This is a genomic window from Exiguobacterium sp. SH5S13 (assembly GCF_004337085.1).
GTDB classification, from domain to species: Bacteria; Bacillota; Bacilli; order Exiguobacteriales; family Exiguobacteriaceae; genus Exiguobacterium; species Exiguobacterium aurantiacum_A.
In genome coordinates this window covers 20,306-46,648 of the sequence record NZ_SJUS01000005.1, presented here as the reverse complement: position 1 = coordinate 46,648, position 26,343 = coordinate 20,306, and the positions used below count along the sequence as shown (strand labels likewise).

The window sequence follows — 26,343 nt, the reverse complement described above, 5'->3', positions numbered from 1 at the left end:
AGGGTGAATGTATGAGCGTGTGGCAACAACTATACGAGACGTATAATCAACATCTTGATGAAGTAGGTAAGCCAGAAAGTCGTTGGGAAGGCAAGACGTTCACGTTACTCCCGATTTCTCATACGACGCAAACAGCGCACATAACTGTCAACATAACGCCAAGTGGCGAATTCCACTCGGCTGAAGTGATCGAGAAGGGTAACGGAAACACATTGATTCCAAGTACCGAAGATTCATCTAGTCGAGCAGGGAGTGTCGTCGCACCGTATCCGTTACATGACAAATTGCCTTATGTGGCTGGAGACTATGAAGCATTTGGCGGGGTGTATAAAAAAGATAATGCGCATCTGGTTTATATTGATAACTTGAAAAAATGGTCTGAATCCTCTTATGGATTTGATCGGTTGAAGAGCATCTATTCGTATTTGCAAAAGGGACGACTCATTGAAGATTTAGTGGACGAGAAGGTGCTTTTTGCAGAGACTGATGGGACGTTGAAATGGACGTGGAAAGAGAAAGAGGAGAAACCTTTGATTTACTCTGTTGTGACAGGGGGGCTTGAAGGGGCATTTATCCGTTTTCATGTCCATTCGTCTGAACAATTGAACCAAGAGCCATGGCGAGATCCTGAGTTTTACCAATCCTTTATTGATTATTATGCCGAGCAGGCAGGTGAATCCACCTTATGTTTCGTTACTGGACAACAAAAAGTTGGGTCGACGAAACACGCGAATAAGATTCGGAATGCTGGAGACAAAGCTAAACTCATTTCTGCAAATGATAGTAGCGGATTCACTTTTCGAGGTCGATTCGATAAATCTTCTGAAGCTGCCTCGATTAGTTACGAGGTATCACAAAAAGCGCATAACGCTTTGAAATGGCTCATTCAAAGACAAGGAAGAATGATTGATCAACGTGTCTTTCTGGTTTGGGGGAGTCAAGCGACGGAGATGCCAAGTGCAGTTGATTCGACTTTCTCACTTGCTGCATTGTTTGACGATGTGGAGGAGAAAGAAGTATTCGATACGAACCAGGGCGGTGCACGAGCATTTTCTGACGCACTAATCGGTTATAAAAGAAAGTTACCTCGACAAACCGTGAATATTTTAATACTAGATGCGGCAACGACAGGTCGTTTGGCGATCCTTTATTACCGTTCATTTGACCAAGAGCACTACTTTAGTCGACTTGAAGCATGGCATACGGAACATCCATGGGAGTACACCTACTTTGATAGCGAGAAGAAACGACGAGTATTCATTGGTGCACCTGCTTTGAACGATATTGCAACAATGGCCTATGGACCGCGTGCTAATGAAAAATTAATCAAAGCAACTGTCGAGCGGTTGATTCCTTGTGTAGTAGATGGACGTGGCGTACCGGACGATATTCGACGTAGTTTGACTCAGCGAGCATCGAATCCGATTGGTATGGAAAACTGGGAATGGGAGAAAACGCTACAAATTGCCTGCGGAATGATTAACAAGAAAGAAGGGATGAACATGGCATTGAATCAAGACATGACAGATCGAGATTATTTGTTTGGACGGCTATTGGCACTTGCTGATTATTTGGAACGTCGGGCGCTAGGGAATGAAAAACGTGCCACAAATGCAATCCGTTATATGAATGCATTTTCTCAAAATCCGGCTCGGACGTGGATGACGATTCAAAGTGCACTTCAGCCGTATCAGGCTAAGCTCGGAACAAAATTAACGTACATCAATCGTTTAATTGACGAGGTTGGGGCACAAATCGATCCGAGTGATTTTACGAATAAGCCTTTGTCTGGCAAATACTTATTAGGTTTCTACAGTCAGCGACATGATTTGTATCAGAAGCGTGAAGAAACGCAAACATCCAAAGAGGAGAGTGTTGAAGCATGAACGTACTAGACCATAAAATCGATTTTACTGTTGTGTTATCTGTTTCGAAAGCGAATCCGAACGGAGACCCGCTCAATGGAAATCGTCCACGTCAAAATTATGATGGCTACGGCGAGATTTCAGATGTTGCCATCAAACGTAAAATTCGCAACCGTCTACAAGATATGGGAGAGACGATTTTTGTACAATCGAATGACCGTCGTTCGGATAGTTACGAGAGTCTACGCGACCGTGCCGAGGGAAATGAAGAGCTGAAGAAATTGATGAAAGGAAAAGGCATGGGTGACCAGTTCGCTCAAGAAGCATGTGCGACTTGGATGGACGTGCGTTCATTTGGCCAAGTGTTCGCGTTCAAAGGTGAAAAATCTGGGGTGTCGATCGGTGTGCGAGGACCTGTCTCTATTCATACGGCAACAAGCGTTGCACCGATTGATATTACGAGTATGCAGATTACAAAAAGTGTGAACTCTGAGAGTGGAAAAGAACGTGGCTCTGACACAATGGGAATGAAACACCGCGTCGATCACGGAGTATATGTGTTGAATGGAAGCATTAATACTCAACTTGCTGAAAAGACGAATTTTACGAAAGAAGATGCAGAAAAATTAAAACAGGTTCTTGTTACACTGTTTGAAAATGATGCTTCTTCCGCTCGTCCTGAAGGAAGCATGGAGGTTCATAAAGTGTATTGGTGGGAACATAGTTCGAAATTAGGACAATATTCGTCTGCGAAAGTGCACCGTTCCATTTCGGTAAATCCGACGACAGAAGAGCCAAAAGACTTTTCGGATTATGAAATTCATATTGCTCCACTTGATGGCTTAGAACCTGAAGTGTTGGATGGATTATAAACAAGACGATTCCTATTTGTTGTTGTCGGGCATTCAACACTTTCAATTTTGTCCGAGGCAGTGGGCGCTCATCCACATCGAACAGCAATGGGAAGAGAATTCTCGAACCATTGAAGGGCAACACTTGCACAAAAAAGCGGACGATCCGTTCGCGCGTGAAAAACGGAAAGATAAACTAATTGTGCGAGGGATGGCAATTAAGTCAGAAGTGTTAAACGTTAGCGGCCAGTGCGATATCGTTGAATTTGTCCAAGATCCAGCAGGGGTCTCTTTGTATGGAAACCCTGGTACGTATCGACCCATTCCCGTTGAGTATAAGCGTGGGAAACCGAAAGTGGGAAAAGAAGACGAACTTCAGTTGGCTGCACAAGCCATCTGTCTGGAAGAGATGTTTTTATGTGAAATCACCGAAGGTTATCTTTACTACAATGAAACGAAGCATCGTCATCCGGTACTGCTATCGGAAAGTTTGAAACATGAAGTTAGGGAGATCGTTGAGAAAATGAACGACTACTATAGGCGGCGACATACTCCAAAAGTAAAAACGGGACCGCATTGTAAAAGTTGTTCTCTCCAAAATATCTGCTTGCCAGAATTGATGGTTCGAGAGAGTGTCAGTGAGTATATGGAGAGGAGACTTCGGGATTGAAAAAGATGTTGAATACGCTATTCGTGAACCAATCGGATGCATACCTTGCTCTTGATGGCGGGAATGTAGTAGTAAAGAAAGACGACGAAGTTTTAGGGCGAGTGCCTCTCCATAACCTTGAAGGAATCGTTACGTTCGGATATACCGGGGCTAGTCCTGCATTGATGGGGTATTGCGCCGAGAACGATGTGCCTCTAACGTTTATGACAAAGAACGGTCGATTTTTAGCACGTGTCATCGGAGAAAGTAAAGGTAATGTCGTGTTACGCAAAACGCAGTATCGACAATCTGACTGTGAACTTCAATCGGTAAAACTCGCTCGGAATTTTATTCTCGGAAAAGTATACAATCAAAAATGGATGCTTGAACGGACGACTCGCGACTATCCGATGCGGGTTGACGTTACACGCTTCAAGGAAACATCGCAATACTTCTCGAAAAAGCTAATAGAAATTCGTGAGTGCGGAGATCTGGAAAGATTACGAGGTCTTGAAGGGAAAGTGGCGGTTCATTATAATCAACTTTTTGATGACATGATTCTTCAGCAGAAAGAAGAGTTCGTGTTCAAAGGACGTTCGAGAAGACCACCACTTGATCGCGTGAATGCGATGTTGTCATTCGCCTATAGCTTGTTGGCACGCGATACTGGCGCTGCACTCGAAGCAGTTGGTCTCGATGCGTACGTCGGATTTTTGCACCGGGAACGTCCAGGACGGATTTCGCTGGCTCTTGACTTGATGGAAGAGTTGAGAGGGATTTATGCGGATCGGTTCGTACTTTCACTAATAAATATGAAAGTAATTCAAGCGAAACATTTCGTTCAAAAAGAAAATGGTGCTGTACTCATGACTGAAGAAGGGCGCAAAGTCTTCCTCTCAGCATGGCAGAAGAGAAAACAGGAGATGATTCAGCATCCTTATTTAAAAGAAAAAATGATGTGGGGACTCGTACCTTACGCGCAAGCCTTGCTATTGGCTAGACATTTGCGTGGAGATTTAGAGGAATATCCAACTTTCTTGCATAAGTGAGGGATGCATGTGCTCGTTTTAGTGACATATGATGTGAATACTATCTCACCCGGAGGCACGAAACGGCTTAGACAAGTAGCAAAAGTTTGTCAGCAGTACGGTCAGCGAGTTCAGAATAGTGTGTTTGAATGTATCGTTGATCAGACAGAATTTACGACCTTGAAATTGCGGTTACAAGAGATTGTAGACGTAGACCGTGATAGTCTTCGTTTTTATAGACTTGGGAACCAACATGTATCTAAAGTAGAGCATTATGGAGTGAAAGAATCTTTAGATTTGGAAGGCCCTCTCATTTTTTAAAGATGAAGGTGTTTTCAGTGAGTGCGAACTTGAAGTGCACATCATTTTCTAGAGAGGTTCGCACCTGGTTTTTATAAAGTTTTTGAATGAAAGATCAACGAATCTAGTCTTCGGAATACAAAAATAGGTAATATTGTTTATCACATTTATTTTAGTCGGTTTTTTTAGCTTAAATCGGCTATCGCACTCCATGTGAGTGCGTGGATTGAAATATTCATGTTCAACCCTCCATCCGTGATGCGTACCAATCGCACTCCATGTGAGTGCGTGGATTGAAATAGTTTCGGGCGGTAACGTTTCATCTTCCATGATTATCGCACTCCATGTGAGTGCGTGGATTGAAATTAAAATGACAAAGACAAACCTTATTACAGTATCATCGCACTCCATGTGAGTGCGTGGATTGAAATTTGATCAAGCCGACGAACCTCGGGAAGAGCCGAGATCGCACTCCATGTGAGTGCGTGGATTGAAATAGCTACTGGGGCGAGACGTATCACCTATCCGCCGATCGCACTCCATGTGAGTGCGTGGATTGAAATAACTCATCCCGCACGACGTGAGAAAGCGCCACGTATCGCACTCCATGTGAGTGCGTGGATTGAAATAATTCTGTGACACCGTCATCTTTTACAGCCATCATCGCACTCCATGTGAGTGCGTGGATTGAAATTAAGAACGCGTTGCCCGTCTCTTCACGGTCGCGCATCGCACTCCATGTGAGTGCGTGGATTGAAATGAAAAGTGTGAAATGAGGTGTGCAATGGGCAAGTAATCGCACTCCATGTGAGTGCGTGGATTGAAATCAGGACCACTGGCGGCCTTGGGAGTCCGGCAAACATCGCACTCCATGTGAGTGCGTGGATTGAAATGATTTGGAGCAGACGAAAGTCTAAATCGACGAGGATCGCACTCCATGTGAGTGCGTGGATTGAAATCATGACTCGTGCCAGATCGAAGGGGTAGGCGAAGATCGCACTCCATGTGAGTGCGTGGATTGAAATTCCCGTGCCGAGGAGGCATTGTCAGAACTCGGGATCGCACTCCATGTGAGTGCGTGGATTGAAATACATTCTCGCTCGACGGGATTGGACAGATCGTGAATCGCACTCCATGTGAGTGCGTGGATTGAAATGTCCATGTGGGTGTTACTTCGTCGCCCGTGTTGATATCGCACTCCATGTGAGTGCGTGGATTGAAATGATAACGCCGTGTACATCTGCAGCGTCGCGGATATCGCACTCCATGTGAGTGCGTGGATTGAAATGTCTCGCCATGTCTGTACATTACCTTGCGTGTACATCGCACTCCATGTGAGTGCGTGGATTGAAATAGCGGCCACGCGATAGCCTCGCAAACTTACGCCTCATCGCACTCCATGTGAGTGCGTGGATTGAAATCCTTCGGCCCGCTCTGGTGCGTTCGGGTCAATCATCGCACTCCATGTGAGTGCGTGGATTGAAATCTTTAGCAGCGAACGCGACGCACTCTTTCGACGATCGCACTCCATGTGAGTGCGTGGATTGAAATTCTGCCGCGTCGATAAACTCGCCTTGCGTGAGCAATCGCACTCCATGTGAGTGCGTGGATTGAAATGAAATTGATACGAAGGAGTTGCTCGCATGAACGAAATCGCACTCCATGTGAGTGCGTGGATTGAAATCATCATGACGAGGATTTTGAGGAGTAGCGGGTCATCGCACTCCATGTGAGTGCGTGGATTGAAATCTGTTATCCCTAACACTAGTTCGACATTAAACATATCGCACTCCATGTGAGTGCGTGGATTGAAATGTGATCGGGTTATTGTTGTAATTGATGCGTTTCGATCGCACTCCATGTGAGTGCGTGGATTGAAATATAACGTGTCGGCTATATCGGCCGGTGATTATCGCATCGCACTCCATGTGAGTGCGTGGATTGAAATGACTATCTCGGTTCACAGCTCGACCTCATCAACGATCGCACTCCATGTGAGTGCGTGGATTGAAATATAGAGGAAGCGGAAGCCATGAGAGAGCGTAACCCGATCGCACTCCATGTGAGTGCGTGGATTGAAATTCAAGCGATTGCGTCATTGCGTCTATCTTCTCAATCGCACTCCATGTGAGTGCGTGGATTGAAATTTCGGGTTCGACCCGAACGCTAAAAACAACGGTATCGCACTCCATGTGAGTGCGTGGATTGAAATTCCGGTATCCCGATCGCTTACAACTATGATGCGGAATCGCACTCCATGTGAGTGCGTGGATTGAAATTCCATCTCGTCGTCCAACAAGTCCATGAACCCGTCATCGCACTCCATGTGAGTGCGTGGATTGAAATCCGCGCCTCAGATGTGGCAATCAAAGGATTCCAGACACCATCGCACTCCATGTGAGTGCGTGGATTGAAATCCGCTTCTGCGAGCAACGCCGTTTCGATACCGCGATCGCACTCCATGTGAGTGCGTGGATTGAAATATCCCGTACATCATTAATGAGCTTGGTGAGCGATCGCACTCCATGTGAGTGCGTGGATTGAAATGTAATTCGAATGTGATTCGATGGTTGCTCAAATATCGCACTCCATGTGAGTGCGTGGATTGAAATTTGCACGAGCCATCCTTGCAACGCGAGCGGCTTGATCGCACTCCATGTGAGTGCGTGGATTGAAATATGGGCAGCGCGACGATTGATGAAGTCACAGTCGAATCGCACTCCATGTGAGTGCGTGGATTGAAATGACAAGTGCTTGATAGCAATCTGCGCGAAGGTTTGAATCGCACTCCATGTGAGTGCGTGGATTGAAATGTTATCCGCACACCGCAAGCAGTCGCTTACCTCGATCGCACTCCATGTGAGTGCGTGGATTGAAATTATGACGGCAACACGAAGACGAATGAGCGGTTTCAATCGCACTCCATGTGAGTGCGTGGATTGAAATGTCTGCCAAATGATGACCCCCTTGCTGTGATGTGATCGCACTCCATGTGAGTGCGTGGATTGAAATCCGATCGAAGCACCTTATGACGATGTGGCGACATATCGCACTCCATGTGAGTGCGTGGATTGAAATTTGTCGATTGCTTCGAGCACCTTCGCGCCCATCTATCGCACTCCATGTGAGTGCGTGGATTGAAATACGGAAGCTGACCTCCGAGCGGCATATGACGCCATCGCACTCCATGTGAGTGCGTGGATTGAAATAAATCGAACGCGTTGAAATTGTTTGCTGATAGTGGATCGCACTCCATGTGAGTGCGTGGATTGAAATACCTCAGGAATACAGTCTGAGATGGACAACCATATCGCACTCCATGTGAGTGCGTGGATTGAAATGTCTTTCGTCATTGTCATCACCTCCTCTCCCTGATCGCACTCCATGTGAGTGCGTGGATTGAAATACTCCCCCTCACCTCCTAACGCGTCGAAACAATCCACGCACTCCATGTGAGTGCGTGGATTGAAATTTCCATCTCCGCGAGTTCTCGCACGAGACAGAGGCATCGCACTCCATGTGAGTGCGTGGATTGAAATCATGACTCAAAGCCTTTAAAGGCTCTATCAGAAATCGCACTCCATGTGAGTGCGTGGATTGAAATTTTATTTTCGATACGTTTTAAGTTATACTCACGATCGCACTCCATGTGAGTGCGTGGATTGAAATCGCATATCACGTTCAAACCGTAGCAACGAGTTACGATCGCACTCCATGTGAGTGCGTGGATTGAAATAACACAGTCATCTGAGCAATAACAATGAGTGTCAATCGCACTCCATGTGAGTGCGTGGATTGAAATTTTTATGATGTTGTATTGCTTCGCGTTTTTGTAATCGCACTCCATGTGAGTGCGTGGATTGAAATTTTTATGATGTTGTATTGCTTCGCGTTTTTGTAATCGCACTCCATGTGAGTGCGTGGATTGAAATCTGCCCGTATTCGGCAAGCTCCTGCGTCCCACGATCGCACTCCATGTGAGTGCGTGGATTGAAATTGCCATTGCGTTTTATTACAATACGGCTGTTGCTATCGCACTCCATGTGAGTGCGTGGATTGAAATCTATAGCGAGACACCGTCGTAACAATCACGAAGCGTCACATCGCACTCCATGTGAGTGCGTGGATTGAAATTCATTGCATCTCCCTTTCATAACAGATTAGGCAGGATCGCACTCCATGTGAGTGCGTGGATTGAAATGCGGAATGGGAAACGCTTGTTTATGAAGTCCCGATCGCACTCCATGTGAGTGCGTGGATTGAAATCTCGGTCAGCATCTTCGGCAGTCGGTCGAGCGGCATCGCACTCCATGTGAGTGCGTGGATTGAAATCGCTATGTCTATAAGGCACGTCCTGATTCCGAGATCGCACTCTACGTGAGTGCGTGGATTGAAATACATCGACCCGTTTCACGAAGAACGCGAGGATAAGGTCGCACCTCGTGTAGGTGCGTGGATTGAAAAGGCATAATCAGTATCATAAGCATTGACATTTCTAAGTGACTTACATCGTTTTTACAGGCAAATGGACGAACCTCCTCAGAGATTCGTCCATTTGCCTGTAAATTAATTTCATGTTTGTTTAGTTTGCGCGTTTCAATTCTTTGTTTATATCTTCTTGTTTGAAATCAAGGTTTCGAACATCAACCCGTTTCACAAAGAACGCCAAGATGAGCGCTAGGATGTTCATCCCTAATGCGACGTAGAACGACACTTGAATCCCTGACAGTAGCGCTTGTTGCGTTAACGCGCCCATCCCGCTCTCAGTGAGTGTCGACGGGTCGACGCCGGTCATGAGTGACTCGGCTTCAGTCCGCGTCACTGAGTTCATAATTGTCACCAAAATAGCCGTTCCAATCGCACCGGACACTTGTTGTGCCGTGTTGTTGATGGCCGTACCGTGTGGGTTAAGGCTCGTCGGCAATTGGTTGAGACCGTTTGTTAAAATAGGCATCATCACCATCGACATCCCGAACATACGAAGTGTGTACGTCGTCACGATATACGTATACGTCGAGTCGAGCTGGACGTTGGCGAGCATATACGTCGAGATCGCCGTGATCGTGAGACCGGTGATCGAGAGGAGCTTCGGCCCAAATTTATCGAACAGTTTCCCCGTGATTGGTGACATGATCCCCATGATGATGGCACCTGGCAACAGCATCAGTCCTGAGTCGAGCGGTGAGATGCCGCGGACGCTTTGAACGTAGGCCGGCGTCAAGATCATGCCTGAGAACATGGCGACCGCGTTAACCATCGCGATGACCGACGCGAGGGCGAACATCGGATATTTATACGCCCGTAAGTCGAGGAGCGGTTTTTCCATGTTGAGCTGGCGGACGACGAACGCGATAAGTGCGACGAGGCCGACGATCATCGTCGTCAAGACGATCGGGTTATCCCAACCGTCCGAACTGGCCGAACTGACGCCGTATAAAATTCCGCCGAAGCCGAGCGTCGATAAGACGAGCGACAAGTAGTCGAGCGATTGGTCTTTGTTTTGCACCATGACGTTCTCGGCTTTCCAAATCGCGAGTCCAAGTCCTATGATGGCGAGTGGAAGAATCATCTCAAACAAGACACGCCAGTTATAATACTCGACGATATAGCCCGACAGTGTCGGACCAATCGCTGGTGCCGTGATCATGACGAGCCCGAAAATCCCCATCGCCGTTCCGCGCTTCTCACGCGGGAAGCTGACGAGCATGACGTTCATGAGCAGTGGTCCCATCGTCGAAGCCCCGACCGCTTGGATCATCCGGCCTGAGAGCAACCAGCCGAACGTTGGGGAGAAGGCGGCAATCGCCGTCCCGAGAGTGAAGATTGCCATCGAGGTGATGAAGAGCGCCCGGTTCGAAAAGCGGGTGATCAAGTAGGCCGATGCCGGGACGAGGACACCTGTCACGAGCATGAAGCCGGTCGCGAGCCATTGGACGGTCGAGTAGTCGGCGATGTCCAAATCGACCATGATCGATGGGAGCGCGACGTTAAGTAATGAGTTGTTCAAGAAGGCGATGAATGCCCCGACGAACAAGACCGCGAGCATGAGATACGGCGGTTTCTTTTGGAATTCTGGTTTCATCTGGACTGCTCCTTTATTTTATAAATAGTTATATACTAGTAAGTTTCAATGACATGATTTTATACCCTTTGTACAAATAAATCAACAATTTTGTACCGTGAGTTTAAAATGCTATACTTAGGATACAAATCAAACAGAACGGAGTAATCAGTATATGAAAGATAAGAAACGAAAAGTCGCGGACGTCGCCATGACGTTGTTCATCGAGAATGGGGTACAGCAGACGTCGGTCCAAGAAATCATCGAGCGAGCCAACATCTCGAAAGGGACTTTCTACAACTACTTCGCCTCGAAAACGGACTGTGTCGCCAACATCCTTGAGAACTTGCGCTATGACGCCGGCCAGCGTCGCATCGAGATGCAGATGGGACGGGACAAGCGCGATAAAGACGTATTCATTGAGCAGATCTCGATTCTCATTCAGTTAAATGAGGAACGTAATCTGTACGCCTTGTTCGAGTCGATCATGTCGGCAAACGAACCCGAACTGAAAAAACTCGTCTTGCAGCACCGCGTCTATGAGATCGAGTGGCTCGCCATGCGCCTGACGGAAATTATCGGCGAAGCGATTCGTCCGTATTCGATCGAATTGACGATTCTATTCAACGGGATGTTGCAACACGTGCTATTCACACTTCGCATCACCAACACGGCCTACTCGATCCAACAGCTCGTTCGCAACCTGTATGCGTACGTCGAGCTGATGGCGGCACGGATGGTCGAGACGGGCGAACATATTTTGAACCCGGTCACGGTCGATCAAATGCGGGGGACGACGGATAAAAACTTGGTCACGAAAGAAGAGTTGCTCAAAATGGCAGAGCGGATCCAAAAGCATGTGCTGATGACGGAAGAACAAGGGGATTTATTTGAGGCGATCACGTATGAACTGCATCAAGAGCGGCTTCGGAAAATTGTCATCGAGCAATTGCTCAAGCCGTTCCAACGTTTGTTCAAAGGTGTGACCGGCGAGACCGAGGTACAAAAATTTACGAATCTTGTCTGGTTGTATACACGGACACATTGACGACAAAAACTTTCTTGTTGCTGTTATATAGAAGAAAGACGTCACAAAAATAAATCTCAAAATATTCCACGAAAAAGAATTGATTCCTACAAATTCATGCGCTACAATCAAGTTACCGAAAGCGCTTTCGGGAAGAGGAGACTGACATGGGTACGATCTATGATTTAGCAAAGAAAACCGGCTTTTCGATCACGACCGTCTCTAAAGCGTTGAACAACTACAAGGACGTAAACGAAAAGACGAGAGCCAAAATTTTAAAAGCTGCCGCCGAGATGGACTATCTGCCGAACGCGCACGCCCAGTCGTTATCGACGAAGAAGTCGTGGGCGATCGGAGTCATGTTCTCGGAAGCGAACGAAGTCGGGATGAAACACCCGTTCTTCAACGGAATCATTGAGAGTTTCCGTCACGCGACAGAGGAACAAGGCTACGATTTGATGTTTGCCTCAAGGAACCTCCGCAACCGTGACATGAGTTATCTCGAACACTTCAAACACCGCGCCGTTGACGGCATCGTCGTCATCTGCTCGGACCGGATGGATGAGCAAGTTCAAGAACTCATGCAAAGCGACATCCCGATCGTCGTCGTCGATATGGACAGCGCGGATTGTAGCGTCGTCTATTCGGACAATATCGCGGGTGCACGTCTAGCCGTGAACCACTTGTACGAGCTCGGTCATCGCAAGATCGCACATATCGCCGGTGACAGAACGATTGACGCCGGTGCGACCCGAATCAAAGGGTACGAGCTCGCCATGCAGGCACTCGATCTTCCAATTGAACCAGGTTATTTGATCAACGCCGGATTCTTTTCAGTCGAAGAAGGTAAACAAGCGATGGAGAAGCTTCTCCAGCTCGAAACCCCTCCGACCGCAGTATTCGTCGCGGGTGACCAGATGGCGATTGGTGCGATTGAAGCCGTCCATGAGCACGGTCTCCGGGTACCGGAAGACATCTCGATCATCGGTTACGATGACATCGACATGATCAAGTACATCACGCCGAAGCTGACGACGATTCGTCAAGATACGGACGAGATCGGCGAAGCAGCGGCCGAGTTGTTGATTGAACAGATGACCGCTAAAGAACGACTCACAGAACGTCGCGTCATTCCGGTCAAATTGATCGAACGCTTGTCATGCGCACCGGTCAAAAAGTAGAGTAGTCCCGATGATATTTCGAAGTCGCTCTCTCCCCTTTAACCGGATAGAGGGAAGAGCGCGATTTCGAAAGTCATTCTCAAAAAATCGAAATCGCTTTCGATATTTTATTTCGACATTACCGAAAGCGCTTTCGACAAATTATTACCTCTTCTTGCAAACGCTTTCTAAAAAACATTAAAAGGATGGGTTCACACATGCGTAAAAAATTAGTCAGCTTACTTTCAATCGGAGCACTATCAGTCGGCGTCTTGGGCGCGTGCTCAAACGACGAAGAAACTTCAGGTTCTGAAACAGCTTCTAAAGACGACGTTCTAAAAGTTTGGTCGTTCACAGATGAGCTCAAAGAACCAATCAAAACGTACGAAGAGCGCAACGGCGTCAAAGTAGAATTGACAATCGTTCCAATCGCTGACTATCCGACAAAACTCAAGCCAGCACTTGAAAGCGGCGTTGGGGCACCGGACGTATTCACTGGGGAAATCGCGTTCCTTAAGCAATGGGTTGACGCAGGATACTGGGAAAACCTTTCAGACGAGCCATACAACGTCAATGAAATCGCGGACGACTACATCCCATACGTCTTTGACCTCGGGAAAGATCAAGAAGGCAACGTGCGCGCCCTTTCATGGCAAACGACTCCAGGTGGTGTCTACTACAAACGTAGCCTAGCGAAAGAAGTGCTCGGCACGGATGATCCGACTGAAATCGGAAACATGATGAGCTCGATGGACGGCGTCTTCGAAGTTGCTGAGAAGATGAAACAAAAAGGCTATCGTATGTTCCCAGATGAAGGCGCAATCCGTTGGTTCTCACAAGGCGCAAACCCTGAAGCATGGGTAAACGACAAGAACGAACTCGTCTTGACACAAGACAAGATCGACTACATGGACTACGCGAAAGAGCTTCGTGAGAAACAATACACGGCACTCGCTCCAGAATGGTCACCATCTTGGTTCGAAGGTATGTCTAAACCGATCAAAGTTAAAGAAGGCGGCAAAGAAGTCGAAACACAAGTCTTCTCGTACGTCCTCCCAACATGGGGTCTCCACAGCGTCTTGAAAGACAGCGCGAAAGATACAGCTGGTGACTGGGCAGTCACGAACGGTCCAAGCCCGTACTTCTGGGGCGGCACATGGCTCGGAGTTTACGAAGGATCGAAAAACAAAGAAGCAGCATACGACTTCGTTAAACTCATGACGCAAGACGAAGAGTTCTTGACAGGTTGGGCTGAAGAGACTGGTGACGTTCTTTCTTACAAACCGGTCACAGATAAGATCAAAGACGATTTCAGCGACGAGTTCCTCGGCGGACAGAACAACTATGAGTTCTTCCTCGACCAAGCTGATAAAATCACACCAGGGATCGTAACGAAATACGACCAGCAGCTCGACACACTCTACGGCGCGTCTGTCCTCCAATACGTTGAAGGCAAGAAGTCGAAAGACGAAGCAATCGCAGAGTTCAAAAAACAAGCGAAGAACGCTTACCCAGACATTACAGTTGACTGAAGCAAGCTAACCCGTGGGGGGATTTCCCCCCTTAAGGGTTGCTATGGAAGGAGTAACACGACGTGAAAAAACTAGACCGTTACGGCTATGCCTTTATTGCCCCATTTTGGGTCGTCTTTTTGACATTCAGTATCTACCCGGTCTTCTTGACCCTGTACTACAGTTTCACCAACTATACCGGCAGCCCGGGTGAAGAGGTCGTCGGTTTCGCGAACTACGCGCGTTTGTTGACAGACACATACTTCATCGAGGCGTTCGTCAATACGATTAAGATTTGGGGAATAAACTTTGCCTTGCAAATCGGTCTCGCACTGGCTCTCGCGCTCTTGTTCTCAGATCTTCGTTTGAAATTGAAGGGCCTCGCGTTCTTCCGTTCATTCTTCTATCTTCCTAACTTGATCACGATCAGTTCGGTCGCACTCTTGTTTGGAATCTTGCTTGACTGGCAGCACGGATCACTCAACATGATGCTCTTGAAACTCGGCATCATCTCAGACCCAATCAATTGGTTATCGCAACCGGTGACGGCACAACTGTCCGTCTCACTCATTTTGACATGGATGTGGTTCGGTCACTCGTTCATCATCGTCATGGCCGGTGTATCGGGGATCTCGCAAGATTTCTTCGAAGCTGCTCATATCGATGGCGCGAACCGTTGGCAGATGTTCACGAACGTCACGGTGCCACTGCTTAAACCGATTCTCTTGTATATCATGATCACATCGCTCATCGGTGGCCTGCAACTGTTCGACCTTCCGCTCTTGTTGACGGATGGAGTCGGTGCGCCAGATGGATCACTGAACACGATGGTGCTTTACTTGTACAACCAAGCATTCAAGTATAACAACTACGGCTATGCATCAGCGGTTGCTTACGGCTTGTTCTTGATCACGCTCGTCTTCTCGGCGGTCGTCTTCAAAGGCATGTTCCGTAAAGAGCGCGCTGCGCAGAAGGGAGCATAACCAATGGAACAAAATGCAGAATCACGGCGTATGCTCGCCGACAGCGAAGTACAGCCGCCGCGCGAGGAGAAACCTCTCCGCGTGGAGCCGCCAAAAAACAAGGACAAAAAGAAACGGTTTAGCCGTGGCTTGATCTATACAGGCTTGGTCATCTTGACGATTATCTGTTTCATCCCGTTCCTCATGATGCTCGTCAACGCGACACGGACGAACGGAGAAATCATGACCGGTTTCTCGCTCATCCCAGGGACATCACTACTCGATAACTATGCGATCTTGAGCGACTACATCAACATTTGGACCGGGTTTAAAAACAGTTTGATTGTTGCGGTACTCGTGACGTTACTCTCGGGTTACTTCTCAGCCATGACTGCGTTCGGATTTGCATTCTACGACTTCAAAGGGAAAAACGTACTCTTCATCTTCATGCTCGTCATGATGATGGTCCCGGGACAACTCGGACTCATCGGTTTCTACGAGATCAGCAAGACGCTCGGGATTCTCGATTCGTTCATCCCGCTCATCATCCCGTCGATCGCGAGTCCGTTCGTCGTCTTCTTCATCCGCCAGTACACGCAAGCGACGCTGCACGTCAGTATGATCGAAGCAGCGCGGATCGATGGAGCGAGTGAGCTTCGCATCTTCCATACGATCGCGCTTCCGATGATGATGCCAGCTGTTGCGACGATGTCGATCTTCACGTTCATCGGCTCGTGGAACAACTACTTGATGCCGCTCGTGCTCTTGTTCTCACCAGAGAAGTACACGTTGCCGGTACTCATGGGCTTCTTGAAAGGTTCGCAAGTCGCCGAAAACCTCGGCGCCCTTTACCTCGGTATCGCGATTTCAGTCGTGCCGATCATGATCGCCTTCTTGTTCTTGTCGAAATACATCGTCAGCAGTATCTCGGCTGGTGCGGTCAAAGAATAACTAGACAGAAAAGAGGAATTGACTATGCAGTTTAACAAAGACTTCGTCTTCGGAACGGCAACTTCGTCTTATCAAATCGAAGGCGCCCACAACGAAGACGGGCGTACGCCGTCGATCTGGGACATGTTCTGTGACATCGACGGACGTGTGTTCGAAAAGCATAACGGTGACGTCGCTTGCGACCACTACCACCGTTATGAAGAAGACATTCAGCACATCAAAAAGCTCGGCGTTGACACATATCGCTTCTCGATCGCCTGGCCACGCATCTTCCCGGCCAAAGGTGAGTTCAACCCGGCCGGTATGGAATTCTACAAGACGCTTGCGACGCGTCTCCGTGAAGAAGGCATCAAGCCGGCTGTCACGCTCTACCATTGGGACCTCCCGATGTGGGCCCATGAAGCAGGCGGCTGGGTGAACCGCGACTCGGTCGACTGGTTCCTCGAGTACGCGAAAGTGTGTTTCGATGAGCTCGACGGCATCGTCGACTCATGGATCACGCACAACGAACCATGGTGTGCCGGCTTCCTCGGCTACCATGCCGGTGTTCACGCACCGGGACATCGTGACATGAACGAAGCGGTCCGCGCCGTGCACCACATGTTGCTGTCACACGGTAAAGCAGTTGAATTGCTCAAGAACGACATGAAGTCGACGACACCGATCGGCATCACGCTCAACTTATCACCGGTGTACGCGAAGACGGACTCGGCGAACGACAAACTCGCTCAGAACAACTCGGACGGGTACTCGAATCGTTGGTTCCTCGATCCGGTCTTCAAAGGCCAGTATCCGGTCGACATGATGAACTTGTTCTCGAAATACGTTCACTCGTACGACTTCATCAAACCAGGTGACATGGAGACAATCTCGACAGAGTGCGATTTCTTTGGCATCAACTTCTACAGTCGCGGACTCGTCGAGTTCAGCGCAGCGAACGACTTCATGACAGTCGCCGCTTACTCCGATTACGACAAGACGGGCATGGGCTGGGATATCGCCCCGAACGAATTCAAAGACCTGATCCGTCGCTTACGTAACGAGTACACAGATCTTCCAATCATCATCACAGAAAACGGCGCAGCGTATGACGACGTGCTTGAGAACGGCGAAGTCCATGACGATAAACGCATCGACTACGTCAAAAAGCACCTCACAGCCGTATCTGACTTGAACGACGAAGGCATGAACATCGCCGGATATTACCTCTGGTCGCTCATGGACAACTTCGAATGGAGTTTCGGTTACGAGAAGCGTTTCGGCATTCTCTACATCGACTTCGAGACGCAAGAGCGCGTCTGGAAAGATAGTGCGAAATGGTACGCCGGTGTCATCGAACAGCATAAAGCAGGTCACGCCGACAGCGTCGAAGCGTAACCAACAAAACAGCCAGTCCCTGCCGCTACGGGGATTGGCTGTTTTTGTGTGGAACTTATTCAAGGGGGGAACGTATGAAGTAGGGAGGAGGAGCGACGATGGCGTTGGACTATCGAACAGACGAAGAACGCGCCGAAGACCGTTGGACGACAGCGCTTTTCATGTGGACGCTCAACGGGTTCATCTTTGGGATGTTGTACGGTGTGGTGTATCGGGACGTTGCCGTTGTCTTCTTATCTTGTTTTTTGCTCGTCTTCGGAATCAAAGGCGTGTTTCGGCGCGATGACCGCATCAAGCGGGAACGAGCGATTCGCGAGATGGGGATCGAGCTCGACTCAAAAGAGGGGGAAATGTTGATGAAACGCGAATATGCGACGTACGAAGTGACAGGCTACGACGACAAAGGCAAAATCAAGTTCATTCATTTGAAGGAAGGCGAGTTCGTCTTACCGGTCGAAATCAAAGGGGACGATTTGACGAAAATCAAAAAGATGATGGAACTCAATCCTGGGGTGATCGTCATCGTCCATGCGGCAATCGACCAGAAGCGGATGCGCCTCTTAGAGATTGACGGCTATTCGTTGCGGAAGGAAGAAAAGTAATGGCGATCACAAAACTGATGTCGCGCGACGAAACGATTGATGTGACGATTGAGAGCTACGCGTACGCTTATCCTGACGCCGACAACGTCCATGACGCGGCGTGGCACCGCAATTGGATCGGGTTTCACGCACCGGACCACCGCATCACGTTCGATGACATCATGCTTGATAGTTTGCTCGTCGCGCACTACATACCAGTATTTGAGTCGTTCGTAGCGGGTGACGTGCAGGAAGTCGAGTTCGAGCCGACGGAACCGTTCGTCAGTTTGACGTTGACGAGAAGAGATGGCGACGGAGACGAGGTGGGCGTACGAGGCCATCTGGAGCATCCGCTCGGGGACGATACGGAAGAGTTGAGGTTCGAGTTTGAGACGTCCGTGTTGAACGTTGAGCGCTTTCTAAAAGGCTTACGGGACATCGCGGATCAGTTCCCGGTTCGCATGGTGACGGAATAAGTAATTATACGTCAGGAAAGCCACGGCCAACAGAACAGTGACGTGATAAAAAAACGCCGTGACAGTAAGTGTCATGGCGTTACGAATCGAGTTGTGATGTGTTGGCCCGATACTTGCCTAACGAATAGGCAGCGCACAGTAGGAAAATCGTATGTAGGCCAGCGCCGATCAGCATCGCATAAGGGAAGATAGACTTGAATCCAAGTCCGAAGGCGAGGGCTGCGCTCGACAATATCATAAAACTGGGTGTGTAGTTTTTCATATTATCTCAACTTCCTTATTTGTTTCCCTAAATATAACAGCCCTTCTCATCGCTGAGAAGGGCTGTCGTTTTTTACTTAGGCTGACGCTTTTTCTGCTTCTTCTTGTGCTTTCAACTCTTCACCGTACGAGACGCGGTCTTGCATGCGGACGAACGGGAGGTAGACGGCTACTGCCATTGCGATCGTGACGATCTGCAAGAGCGCTGCACGCCATCCGCCGATTAAGAAACCAGAGATGATCGGTGGTGTCGTCCATGGCACTTGAAGTGCGTTGAACGGATCGACCCAGCCCCAAAGGATTGAGAAGTACACCATGAACGATGCGATTGCAGGTACGATAACGAACGGTACGAACATGATCGGGTTGAACACGATCGGCATCCCGAAGATGACCGGCTCGTTGATGTTGAACAAACTTGGTGCAAGCGAGAGCTTACCGAGCTGTTTCAAGTGAGCCGAACGGGCGACGATAAGTGTGGCGATGATGAATCCGATCGTGATTCCTGAACCACCGAGCTTCGTGAAGACGTCGAGGAACTGGATTGTAACGATTTTCGCGTTCTCACCGGCAACGAGTGTTTCACCCGCATCGATGAGTGCTTGGTTTTGAAGCGCGTTTGCTGTAAGGAGTGGCCCCATGATACCCATGATGATTGCGGCACCGTGAATTCCACACCACCACATGACTGACATGAGAACCATGATGATGACGGCTCCTGCGAGCGTGTCTGTCAAGTTTTGAAGTGGTGATTGAAGCACGTCATAGACGACTTCTGTGAACGTACGCTCTGCAACTGCTTGGAAGACAGCGAATGTCACAGCAGCAAGTGCGATGATCGCAAGACCAGGAACGAGTGCCGAGAATGAGTTCGAAACACCAGGTGGGACACCGTCAGGCATTTTAATGCTGATCCCGCGTTTGATGAATTGCGAATAAATGAATCCGACGACTAAACCGACGACGATGGCAGCGAGGACACCTTGTCCACCTGTCCATACTTTCGGGATGACTCCGTTGACTGCTTCTCCTGATTCAGAGAGGACAGAAGCTTGTGTGATGATCAAGAACGAGATGATTCCGAGGATACCAGCTGGTACGCCTTCAATCTTTTCGTTTTTGACGTACGAGTAGGCGATTCCGAATACCCCGATTAAAGCGAGGATGTCAAACGTCGCACCGACGACTTGCGTGAGTGGGAGCGTCCAATCGGCTCCGAATAATCCTGACATGAACTCGGCCCAACCTGGAATCGGTAGTGCCAAGATAAGCAGGAACAGTGAACCGATGATCGTCATCGGCATTGTCAGGATGAACCCGTCCTTAATTGCAAGGACGGGCTTTGCGTTCGCAAAACGAACGAAACCTGGAGTGAACTTTTCAAATACTCTTTCTAAGCGGCTCATGGGGAAACCTCCTTATAGGTCTTCAGCGCGCGTGGCGATGATCTCTTTGTACCAATGGAACGACTGTTTCTTCTTGCGGGCGAGACCGTTAGCGTGGTCAACATAGATGAAGCCATATTGCTTCTTATATCCGTTGAGCCAGCTGAGGAGGTCGATGACCGACCAAGCGTAGTAACCTGAAACGTTGATGCCTTCTTGAACGGCATGTTTCACGGCACGCAAGTGGCTTTCGATGTACTCGATCCGCGGTGTATCCATAATTTCTTCGCCGACGATTGGGTCAACATCACCGAGACCGTTCTCTGTAATGTAGATCTTGACGTCGCCGTAACGAGCTTTGAGCATGCGGAGCCCTTCGAGGAACGCGTCTGGCGCGATTTCCCAGCCCCACTTCGTGTAAACCTTGTCTTCCATCTCGACTGTCTTGTAGACGCCGTCGAACGATGGGTTACCTGGGCGGCCCGTCGAGTTCTCACGGCCACCGGCCATGACGAGCGCTGTGTCATTTTTCATGACGCGTTGCGGGCAGTAGTAGTTGAGACCGATGAAGTCGTTCATCGGAGCCGTGCGTTTGAGCAGGTCGAGTTCTTCTTCCGTCCAGTCAGGGAGCAGGCCTTTCTCTTTAAGTCCTTTGACCACGTACTCAGGGTAAGTCCCTTTCAAGATCGGGTCATAGAACCAGTGTGTCGCATATTCGTTCGCATGCATCTCGGCGAACTTGTTGTCCGGGTCGTTGTCGATGCTGAACGATGGGCTGAACACGTGTGTGATGCCGATCTCACCTTCGTAACCGGCTTCTTTGAAGAGCTCGATTGAACGGGCGTGAGCGACAAAGACGTTATGTGTCGTTTGGAAGTACGCTTTGACGTCACCTTCGATACCTGGTGGGTGTGCTCCTGACAAGTAGCCGAGCGAGCAGAAGATGACCGCTTCATTGAACGTGATCCAGTGACGGACACGGTCGCCGAACGATTGGAAACAAGTATCGGCGAAACGAACGAATGCGTCAACTGTCTCTTGGCTGCGCCAACCGCCTTTTTCTTCAAGTGCCTGTGGAAGGTCCCAGTGGTAGAGCGTCACGAACGGTACGATGTTGTGCTTCAAGCACTCGTCGATCAAGTTGTTGTAAAACTCGAGGCCCTTCTCGTTGACTTCGCCAGAACCGTTCGGGAAGATACGTGGCCATGAGATTGAGAAGCGATATGATTCGAGTCCCATTTCGGCCATAAGCGCGATGTCTTCTTTATAACGGTGGTAATGGTCGACAGCGACGTCGCCATTCGTGTTTTCAAATGTCTTTCCAGGAATTTTCGAGAAGACGTCCCAGTTCGAGACGCCTTTCCCGTCCTCGTTCCATGCGCCTTCGACTTGGTAAGAAGCCGAAGCAGCGCCGAACAAGAAAGTTTTAGGCATTTTCAAAGTAGTCACCTCAGTTTATTTATTTACAAGCTTAAGTGCGTGGTCTAATACTTTCGTTCCGTTCATCATGCCGTAGTCGACTGTGTTGATGACGTCGATTGGAACGCCTTTTGGCTCACAGATCAGTTTGCCTTTTGAAAGCAAGTACTTCACTTGTGGTCCGAGAAGAGCGACGTCGAGGTCGTTCACATACGTTTCCATTTCTGATTCTGGGTAGGCTGCGATTTCTGCCTCGAGGCCACGTTCAGCGGCAACCGCTTTCATTTTTTCTACTAACATACTTGTTGACATACCTGCTGCGCAGAAGAGTCCGATTTTCATCATTTTTGATCCATTCCTTTCAATTGGTTGATTTCGTTTTGCATGTTCATCATGTAGCCGAGCATCTCTTTTACGAGGATCGTGTTCATCAAATGGTCTTGCGCGTGCACCATGAGGACGCCGACTGTCGCCGTTTTCCCTTGTGCTTCGAGCGTGACGAATTTTGTTTGGATAGCGTGTGCTTCTTTCAACGTCGCGTCACCGGCTGTCACCGCTTCAGCTGCTTCCTCTGGCTTGCCTTCTTGCATGAGGAGCATTGCGTGGTGGTAACTTGCTTTCGCGTCACCTGAGAGGGCGATTAAACCGAAGATGTCTTCGGGTGTAATTTCGATTGTTTCAGAAACCATAATATCTCTCCTTTTTTGTATGGATAACTAAGATTCATAGGTACAAATTCTATAGTTTGATACTAGCACGACACCGCTTACATGTAAACCCTTTCTTTTTGAATAAAATGTGAACGAAAAAAACGCACGCGAGATCAACCTCTCGAGTGCGTTTAAGACTTGATGTTAGAGACTTTCAGCATCTTAACATGGCGGAAATGATGTGTCGAGCGCGATACGTCGAAGATTTGACCGTTCGTTAAATAGACGGTGTTGTCGACGAGAAGGGCTGGATCGTTTTCGTTCAACCCGAGTAAGGCGGCATCATCGGCATTCAAGAAATCGGCGTAAATGACGCGGTCGGCAAAACCGATGGCGAGCTTTTGGTCGTTACGGAAGTAGTTATAGATCGACTTCTCGGTGATGTTTCGATCGAGATAGACAACGAGGTTTTTGCGGAAGTACGAATCTTCGAGCGAGAACGGGTGGTCGTCGACGAGACGCAGCCGCTTGACGTAATAGACAGGCGTCCCGACCGGACACTTCATCCGTTCCGCGACTTTCTCGTTTGCCGTCGTCTCCTCAAAAGCGAGGACATGTGTCTCGACTTTTCGTCCACTGAAGTCGCTCGTGAGACCTTGGAGTTTTTCGAGGTTCACATAATCGCTGTCGTAATGGTCACGGACGAAGACGCCGCTCCCTTGGACTTGATATGCGTAGCCTTTGTTGACGAGAATCTCGATCGCTTTCCGGACCGTGTTGCGGCTGACGGCGTATTTCGTCGCATATTCGTCTTCCGTGAGGAGTTTGTTCGTATGCTGATAGACGTGATTGACGATATCCGTCTCAATCTGTTCAGCCACTTGCTTATACTTTGGAGCCATGACTGTTTGCACCTTTCACATCAATTTGTAGGAATGAATACGCTATCATTATAGCAGAAATAATTGGTAACGGTCGTAAATCATTCGCCAATTGTTGAAAAACGTCGAATGATTATGGAGGGAATATTTGGATAACTTGAAACCTCATCGTTTCATTTCCGTATACAGTAAGAGAATAGTAGGGAGGGGAAGTCATGGATCAACCGACACGAATTGAACAAGAGACGGCTTGGAAGAAGCAACAGACACGGGTCGGATACATCTTTTTAAGCGTCGTTGTATTGGCCATCGTCTTATCCTTCTTCGGGAAGCAACTGTGGCTCATCATTCCTCTCACTGTCGTTGGGGTCAGAATGCTCATGTTAGACGTGCAGAAATACCAGATGAGACGTGCGCGTTTAGTCGATTTCGCTACGCGGAAGGTGTTAAGACGACATCTCGTGTACGATATCGTGAGCTCGATCGGTTTACTCATTTTAGTGAGTGGCCTGTTGGTCTTCAATCAAGACGACCTGTATTGGGCGTTCGGGGTGTTCATTTGGGGGACGTTGACAGAAACGGTGTCACGCCGTTTGAATCAACATGATCCGATATTACGCTCGCTTGAAGCGGAGGAAGTGACATGATGTCAAATCGATTAGAACAGGAACGGACGTGGGTTTGTTCGTTCCAACAACTCATGTATGGGATTGTAGGGATGTTTCTAGTCGTCATTCTTCCAATCGTTTGGTGGACGGACAGTCTGTTTTGGGGCATCGTCTACATGGCACTCGTGCTCGTTCCCGTCAATGTGATGTATATACGTCGCTATCAGATGCGACAACGGTTGAATCCGAAATTGACGCATCGCTATCGCCAACAGTTGGGGAGTGACATGTTGAATACGGTTGCCTTCTTTATCGCATTGAACGGCAATGAATTGTTGGGGGCGAAAGTTTTCTATACAGTCGGTTTACTCGTGATTGTGTTAGCCGGATGGATGACGATGAGAATCGATAAGCGGATGAAGCAGGAAGATGTATGGCGTTCTACATATAAAGAAATAGGGAGGTGAGGAAATGGACCAGGTGCGACACGATGTTAAGAGAGTCGTCAATATTCGAAGGTATGGTGTCCCGATATGGATTGTTTATATGGCCACCTTTCTATTCGCGCTTTTCTTTGAACAGATCTGGCTCATTCCCTTGATGTGGTTACTCGCAATTTTTCTCATCATCATGGGGAATAAAGAATATCGCATCATGCGTCATTTTGCAGAAACTTTTCAAACCCTCAAATTGCTTCGCATACAATATGCAATGACTTGGTTGGATGCACTATTGCTTTCGACTTCAATGACGGCGCTGGTTCTCAATCACTCAATCGGATTTTTGATTGGGGCTTTATTTGCTATGATGCGTTTTACCGATTCTTATCGAGACCGATTGATTAGAAACAAACTGAAAGCGGTTGACCCTGACATGCCGACATACGACCAAGTGATTGAAAGGATGAAACCATAATGGAACTATCACCGCAAACGAAACAACAGATCGATACAGTGTTGCGAATGGATAAATGGACAAGCTGGGGCGTCGGCATAATCGGTGTGTCAGCAATTATCGGCATGCTGATTTACGCGTCGTATTGGGAGATGCCGGATTCATTTTTCCTGATATTCATGTTCTCTATATTTAGTCTCGTCGTCACGACAGAGGTGATGCGTTTTCGGATGTGGCGCCGCTTCGTGAAAAATGAGAAGGCGCGAAAGCTGTTGATGCTGCGGCATACCGCTTATTTACTGGGACTTGTCGCTCTCGGCTACTACGGGATCGTTGTGTTCAATCAAACGTCGCAGCCGCAATCGTTCCAAGCATTTCTTTTATCACAAGCCTTTTTCTGGGGCGCGACGTTCTTTGGGAAATGGCTCGACCGTATCATTCAAAAACATGATGGGAACTATTTGACGGATCAAGATATCAAAGCAATTAAAGAAGCGCGGGAAATTGAAAAGGAAGAACGATATGGATAAGCGGAGCCAGATGCGTGAATTGACGGCGTTCGATGAGGCAAAGCATTCCACGGTCGCGTTCATCTCAGCGGTGTTCGCTGGGCTCATGTTTTTCTCGCTAGAATGTGGCTGGCTCTCGCCGGTGATGGTTATGTTTCTCGGTGCGGTAGCGAGTCTGCCGGACTTCCGGAAAATGTGGCGTCGTGAGAACATCAAGAAACAGTATTTACAGTCGCGGGAAGCGAGGCGGCTCATTCACTTCAATTCATTGTTCGGGCTCATCTTCCTACCGCTCATTTTGGTATGGGTATATGCGCTGCTGACGGATTTGATTTCGCTCCAAACGTTTGCGTTGATTGGTTTGGTGGCGTATTTGATTGCCATCGTCGAACAACGTTTGTATGAACGCCACATGGTCACTCTCGACAACAACTATGTCACCGAAGCCGAATTGCGAGAAGAACGAAAATGGGGGAGCGCATGAGCGCTTTCCCCGTTTTCATTTGAACGTACGGATGATGAAGTAAAGGCAGCCGAGGAAGGGGATTAAGAACAGTGCACCGAGCCATTCGCCTTGGCCGAAAACGATCCAGGCGAACAACTGGAACGATAGCAGACCAGCGGCGACGAGTCCGGCGAAGCGGAGCGCTTTCGGTCGCTTTGATGGTTCCTCCCACCACTCTTTAAAGAACGGCAAGCTGAACAACAGCGCCAAGCCGAGAAAGAACGCAGCCGGAAATACGAGCATATCCCCGCGCGCGTTCTGTCCGTTAAACTGCAGCCATTTCGAGAGAATCGATAAGGTGATGCCGATGACGAGAAAGAGCCCGCTCATATCCGTTCCTCCGTTTCATCTCTATATACTATTATCATGCACGAACCGCAGCAAACGAACAAGTCTCAAAAACGCTTGCGGTTCGGGCACGAATGTCCCCCT

General features: G+C 48.5%; 26 protein-coding genes and 1 CRISPR repeat array. Of the genes, 18 read left to right on the top strand and 8 right to left on the bottom strand.

The window, feature by feature from the left end:
- The first annotated feature begins 11 nt into the window (after positions 1 to 11).
- The 5 genes from cas8c to cas2 are packed head-to-tail and all read left to right on the top strand — an operon-like array spanning position 12 to position 4,714.
- Entirely contained in the window at positions 12 to 1,886 is a 1,875-nt protein-coding gene (cas8c, locus tag EVJ30_RS04545; RefSeq protein WP_131468156.1) for a type I-C CRISPR-associated protein Cas8c/Csd1, read from the top strand.
- Positions 1,883 to 2,737, top strand: a complete 855-nt coding sequence (gene cas7c / locus EVJ30_RS04540) for a type I-C CRISPR-associated protein Cas7/Csd2 (protein ID WP_071398950.1) — start codon at positions 1,883 to 1,885, stop codon at positions 2,735 to 2,737. Before cas8c ends, cas7c begins: the two co-directional genes overlap by 4 nt.
- Positions 2,727 to 3,386, top strand: coding sequence for a CRISPR-associated protein Cas4 (cas4, locus tag EVJ30_RS04535; protein WP_071398949.1), 660 nt, complete (start codon positions 2,727 to 2,729; stop codon positions 3,384 to 3,386). Before cas7c ends, cas4 begins: the two co-directional genes overlap by 11 nt.
- Positions 3,383 to 4,414, top strand: coding sequence for a type I-C CRISPR-associated endonuclease Cas1c (gene cas1c / locus EVJ30_RS04530; RefSeq protein WP_131468154.1), 1,032 nt, complete (start codon positions 3,383 to 3,385; stop codon positions 4,412 to 4,414). The genes cas4 and cas1c overlap by 4 nt, the downstream gene beginning before the upstream one ends.
- A 9-nt stretch (positions 4,415 to 4,423) precedes the next feature.
- The gene (gene cas2, locus EVJ30_RS04525) at positions 4,424 to 4,714 is read left to right on the top strand and encodes a CRISPR-associated endonuclease Cas2 (protein ID WP_131468152.1); all 291 of its coding nucleotides are present in this window, start codon (positions 4,424 to 4,426) and stop codon (positions 4,712 to 4,714) included.
- Positions 4,715 to 4,894: 180 nt separating this feature from the next.
- Positions 4,895 to 9,090: a CRISPR direct-repeat array (repeat unit 32 nt; unit sequence ATCGCACTCCATGTGAGTGCGTGGATTGAAAT).
- Positions 9,091 to 9,275: 185 nt separating this feature from the next.
- On the opposite strand, the gene EVJ30_RS04520 is transcribed toward cas2, so the two are convergent.
- The gene (locus EVJ30_RS04520; RefSeq protein ID WP_131468150.1) at positions 9,276 to 10,775 is read right to left on the bottom strand and encodes a DHA2 family efflux MFS transporter permease subunit; all 1,500 of its coding nucleotides are present in this window, start codon (positions 10,773 to 10,775) and stop codon (positions 9,276 to 9,278) included.
- 154 nt (positions 10,776 to 10,929) lie between these two features.
- Here EVJ30_RS04520 and EVJ30_RS04515 point away from each other — a divergent pair, with 154 nt between their 5' ends.
- The 8 genes from EVJ30_RS04515 to EVJ30_RS04480 all read left to right on the top strand — a co-directional run bounded on the left by EVJ30_RS04515 (position 10,930) and on the right by EVJ30_RS04480 (position 18,799).
- The gene (locus EVJ30_RS04515; RefSeq protein WP_070329078.1) at positions 10,930 to 11,802 is read left to right on the top strand and encodes a TetR/AcrR family transcriptional regulator; all 873 of its coding nucleotides are present in this window, start codon (positions 10,930 to 10,932) and stop codon (positions 11,800 to 11,802) included.
- A gap of 146 nt (positions 11,803 to 11,948) precedes the next feature.
- Complete coding sequence (locus tag EVJ30_RS04510) at positions 11,949 to 12,962, top strand: LacI family DNA-binding transcriptional regulator (RefSeq protein WP_131458942.1); 1,014 nt, start codon at positions 11,949 to 11,951, stop codon at positions 12,960 to 12,962.
- A gap of 197 nt (positions 12,963 to 13,159) precedes the next feature.
- Positions 13,160 to 14,473 (top strand): ABC transporter substrate-binding protein, encoded by a 1,314-nt coding sequence (locus EVJ30_RS04505; protein ID WP_236634147.1) that lies wholly within the window; start codon positions 13,160 to 13,162, stop codon positions 14,471 to 14,473.
- 62 nt (positions 14,474 to 14,535) lie between these two features.
- Positions 14,536 to 15,435: a carbohydrate ABC transporter permease gene (locus tag EVJ30_RS04500; RefSeq protein ID WP_131458938.1), complete on the top strand. Its 900-nt coding sequence runs from the start codon at positions 14,536 to 14,538 to the stop codon at positions 15,433 to 15,435.
- Between the two features lie 3 nt (positions 15,436 to 15,438).
- A complete protein-coding gene (locus tag EVJ30_RS04495) occupies positions 15,439 to 16,365 on the top strand; it encodes a carbohydrate ABC transporter permease (RefSeq protein ID WP_201739061.1) in 927 nt (308 codons plus the stop codon).
- A 24-nt stretch (positions 16,366 to 16,389) separates the two neighbouring features.
- Positions 16,390 to 17,742: a GH1 family beta-glucosidase gene (locus EVJ30_RS04490; protein WP_131468148.1), complete on the top strand. Its 1,353-nt coding sequence runs from the start codon at positions 16,390 to 16,392 to the stop codon at positions 17,740 to 17,742.
- A 98-nt stretch (positions 17,743 to 17,840) separates the two neighbouring features.
- Positions 17,841 to 18,344 carry a hypothetical protein gene (locus EVJ30_RS04485; RefSeq protein ID WP_131468146.1) on the top strand — a complete coding sequence of 168 codons (504 nt, stop codon included), beginning with the start codon at positions 17,841 to 17,843 and terminating at the stop codon, positions 18,342 to 18,344.
- Entirely contained in the window at positions 18,344 to 18,799 is a 456-nt protein-coding gene (locus EVJ30_RS04480) for a WapI family immunity protein (RefSeq protein WP_131468144.1), read from the top strand. Before EVJ30_RS04485 ends, EVJ30_RS04480 begins: the two co-directional genes overlap by 1 nt.
- Positions 18,800 to 18,878: 79 nt before the next feature.
- Here the strand turns inward: EVJ30_RS04480 and EVJ30_RS04475 are convergent, their stop codons facing one another.
- The 6 genes from EVJ30_RS04475 to EVJ30_RS04450 form a co-directional block, all read right to left on the bottom strand.
- A complete protein-coding gene (locus EVJ30_RS04475; protein ID WP_131458933.1) occupies positions 18,879 to 19,061 on the bottom strand; it encodes a hypothetical protein in 183 nt (60 codons plus the stop codon).
- Positions 19,062 to 19,137: 76 nt separating this feature from the next.
- Entirely contained in the window at positions 19,138 to 20,466 is a 1,329-nt protein-coding gene (locus tag EVJ30_RS04470; protein WP_131458910.1) for a PTS sugar transporter subunit IIC, read from the bottom strand.
- A gap of 12 nt (positions 20,467 to 20,478) precedes the next feature.
- Positions 20,479 to 21,885, bottom strand: coding sequence for a glycoside hydrolase family 1 protein (locus tag EVJ30_RS04465; RefSeq protein ID WP_131458909.1), 1,407 nt, complete (start codon positions 21,883 to 21,885; stop codon positions 20,479 to 20,481).
- A gap of 15 nt (positions 21,886 to 21,900) precedes the next feature.
- A complete protein-coding gene (locus EVJ30_RS04460; RefSeq protein ID WP_131458908.1) occupies positions 21,901 to 22,209 on the bottom strand; it encodes a PTS sugar transporter subunit IIB in 309 nt (102 codons plus the stop codon).
- Entirely contained in the window at positions 22,206 to 22,553 is a 348-nt protein-coding gene (locus EVJ30_RS04455) for a PTS lactose/cellobiose transporter subunit IIA (RefSeq protein ID WP_070329089.1), read from the bottom strand. The genes EVJ30_RS04460 and EVJ30_RS04455 overlap by 4 nt, the downstream gene beginning before the upstream one ends.
- Before the next feature lie 152 nt (positions 22,554 to 22,705).
- A complete protein-coding gene (locus EVJ30_RS04450) occupies positions 22,706 to 23,416 on the bottom strand; it encodes a GntR family transcriptional regulator (protein ID WP_131458907.1) in 711 nt (236 codons plus the stop codon).
- A 194-nt stretch (positions 23,417 to 23,610) separates the two neighbouring features.
- Between EVJ30_RS04450 and EVJ30_RS04445 the strand changes: the two genes are divergently transcribed.
- From EVJ30_RS04445 to EVJ30_RS04425, 5 genes are read left to right on the top strand one after another with little or no spacing between them, the layout of a single operon-like run.
- Positions 23,611 to 24,042 carry a hypothetical protein gene (locus tag EVJ30_RS04445; protein ID WP_131468142.1) on the top strand — a complete coding sequence of 144 codons (432 nt, stop codon included), beginning with the start codon at positions 23,611 to 23,613 and terminating at the stop codon, positions 24,040 to 24,042.
- Entirely contained in the window at positions 24,042 to 24,470 is a 429-nt protein-coding gene (locus EVJ30_RS04440) for a hypothetical protein (RefSeq protein ID WP_131458905.1), read from the top strand. The genes EVJ30_RS04445 and EVJ30_RS04440 overlap by 1 nt, the downstream gene beginning before the upstream one ends.
- A gap of 4 nt (positions 24,471 to 24,474) precedes the next feature.
- The gene (locus EVJ30_RS04435) at positions 24,475 to 24,918 is read left to right on the top strand and encodes a hypothetical protein (RefSeq protein WP_131458904.1); all 444 of its coding nucleotides are present in this window, start codon (positions 24,475 to 24,477) and stop codon (positions 24,916 to 24,918) included.
- Positions 24,918 to 25,427, top strand: a complete 510-nt coding sequence (locus EVJ30_RS04430; protein WP_131458903.1) for a hypothetical protein — start codon at positions 24,918 to 24,920, stop codon at positions 25,425 to 25,427. The genes EVJ30_RS04435 and EVJ30_RS04430 overlap by 1 nt, the downstream gene beginning before the upstream one ends.
- A complete protein-coding gene (locus EVJ30_RS04425) occupies positions 25,420 to 25,890 on the top strand; it encodes a hypothetical protein (RefSeq protein WP_131458902.1) in 471 nt (156 codons plus the stop codon). The genes EVJ30_RS04430 and EVJ30_RS04425 overlap by 8 nt, the downstream gene beginning before the upstream one ends.
- A 15-nt stretch (positions 25,891 to 25,905) precedes the next feature.
- Here EVJ30_RS04425 and EVJ30_RS04420 read toward each other — a convergent pair whose 3' ends face one another.
- Positions 25,906 to 26,241 carry a hypothetical protein gene (locus EVJ30_RS04420; protein WP_131458901.1) on the bottom strand — a complete coding sequence of 112 codons (336 nt, stop codon included), beginning with the start codon at positions 26,239 to 26,241 and terminating at the stop codon, positions 25,906 to 25,908.
- Positions 26,242 to 26,343: the final 102 nt, after the last annotated feature.

What these genes read in the sequence shown, in the direction of transcription:
- cas8c (WP_131468156.1), top strand. Translation starts at nt 12, where the DNA reads ATGAGCGTGTGGCAACAACTATACGAGACGTATAATCAACATCTTGAT.
- cas7c (WP_071398950.1), top strand. Translation starts at nt 1,883, where the DNA reads ATGAACGTACTAGACCATAAAATCGATTTTACTGTTGTGTTATCTGTT.
- cas4 (WP_071398949.1), top strand. Translation starts at nt 2,727, where the DNA reads ATGGATTATAAACAAGACGATTCCTATTTGTTGTTGTCGGGCATTCAA.
- EVJ30_RS04520 (WP_131468150.1), bottom strand. Translation starts at nt 10,775, where the DNA reads ATGAAACCAGAATTCCAAAAGAAACCGCCGTATCTCATGCTCGCGGTC.
- EVJ30_RS04515 (WP_070329078.1), top strand. Translation starts at nt 10,930, where the DNA reads ATGAAAGATAAGAAACGAAAAGTCGCGGACGTCGCCATGACGTTGTTC.
- EVJ30_RS04510 (WP_131458942.1), top strand. Translation starts at nt 11,949, where the DNA reads ATGGGTACGATCTATGATTTAGCAAAGAAAACCGGCTTTTCGATCACG.
- EVJ30_RS04505 (WP_236634147.1), top strand. Translation starts at nt 13,160, where the DNA reads ATGCGTAAAAAATTAGTCAGCTTACTTTCAATCGGAGCACTATCAGTC.
- EVJ30_RS04495 (WP_201739061.1), top strand. Translation starts at nt 15,439, where the DNA reads ATGGAACAAAATGCAGAATCACGGCGTATGCTCGCCGACAGCGAAGTA.
- EVJ30_RS04490 (WP_131468148.1), top strand. Translation starts at nt 16,390, where the DNA reads ATGCAGTTTAACAAAGACTTCGTCTTCGGAACGGCAACTTCGTCTTAT.
- EVJ30_RS04485 (WP_131468146.1), top strand. Translation starts at nt 17,841, where the DNA reads ATGGCGTTGGACTATCGAACAGACGAAGAACGCGCCGAAGACCGTTGG.
- EVJ30_RS04480 (WP_131468144.1), top strand. Translation starts at nt 18,344, where the DNA reads ATGGCGATCACAAAACTGATGTCGCGCGACGAAACGATTGATGTGACG.
- EVJ30_RS04475 (WP_131458933.1), bottom strand. Translation starts at nt 19,061, where the DNA reads ATGAAAAACTACACACCCAGTTTTATGATATTGTCGAGCGCAGCCCTC.
- EVJ30_RS04470 (WP_131458910.1), bottom strand. Translation starts at nt 20,466, where the DNA reads ATGAGCCGCTTAGAAAGAGTATTTGAAAAGTTCACTCCAGGTTTCGTT.
- EVJ30_RS04460 (WP_131458908.1), bottom strand. Translation starts at nt 22,209, where the DNA reads ATGATGAAAATCGGACTCTTCTGCGCAGCAGGTATGTCAACAAGTATG.
- EVJ30_RS04455 (WP_070329089.1), bottom strand. Translation starts at nt 22,553, where the DNA reads ATGGTTTCTGAAACAATCGAAATTACACCCGAAGACATCTTCGGTTTA.
- EVJ30_RS04450 (WP_131458907.1), bottom strand. Translation starts at nt 23,416, where the DNA reads ATGGCTCCAAAGTATAAGCAAGTGGCTGAACAGATTGAGACGGATATC.
- EVJ30_RS04445 (WP_131468142.1), top strand. Translation starts at nt 23,611, where the DNA reads ATGGATCAACCGACACGAATTGAACAAGAGACGGCTTGGAAGAAGCAA.
- EVJ30_RS04440 (WP_131458905.1), top strand. Translation starts at nt 24,042, where the DNA reads ATGTCAAATCGATTAGAACAGGAACGGACGTGGGTTTGTTCGTTCCAA.
- EVJ30_RS04435 (WP_131458904.1), top strand. Translation starts at nt 24,475, where the DNA reads ATGGACCAGGTGCGACACGATGTTAAGAGAGTCGTCAATATTCGAAGG.
- EVJ30_RS04430 (WP_131458903.1), top strand. Translation starts at nt 24,918, where the DNA reads ATGGAACTATCACCGCAAACGAAACAACAGATCGATACAGTGTTGCGA.
- EVJ30_RS04425 (WP_131458902.1), top strand. Translation starts at nt 25,420, where the DNA reads ATGGATAAGCGGAGCCAGATGCGTGAATTGACGGCGTTCGATGAGGCA.
- EVJ30_RS04420 (WP_131458901.1), bottom strand. Translation starts at nt 26,241, where the DNA reads ATGAGCGGGCTCTTTCTCGTCATCGGCATCACCTTATCGATTCTCTCG.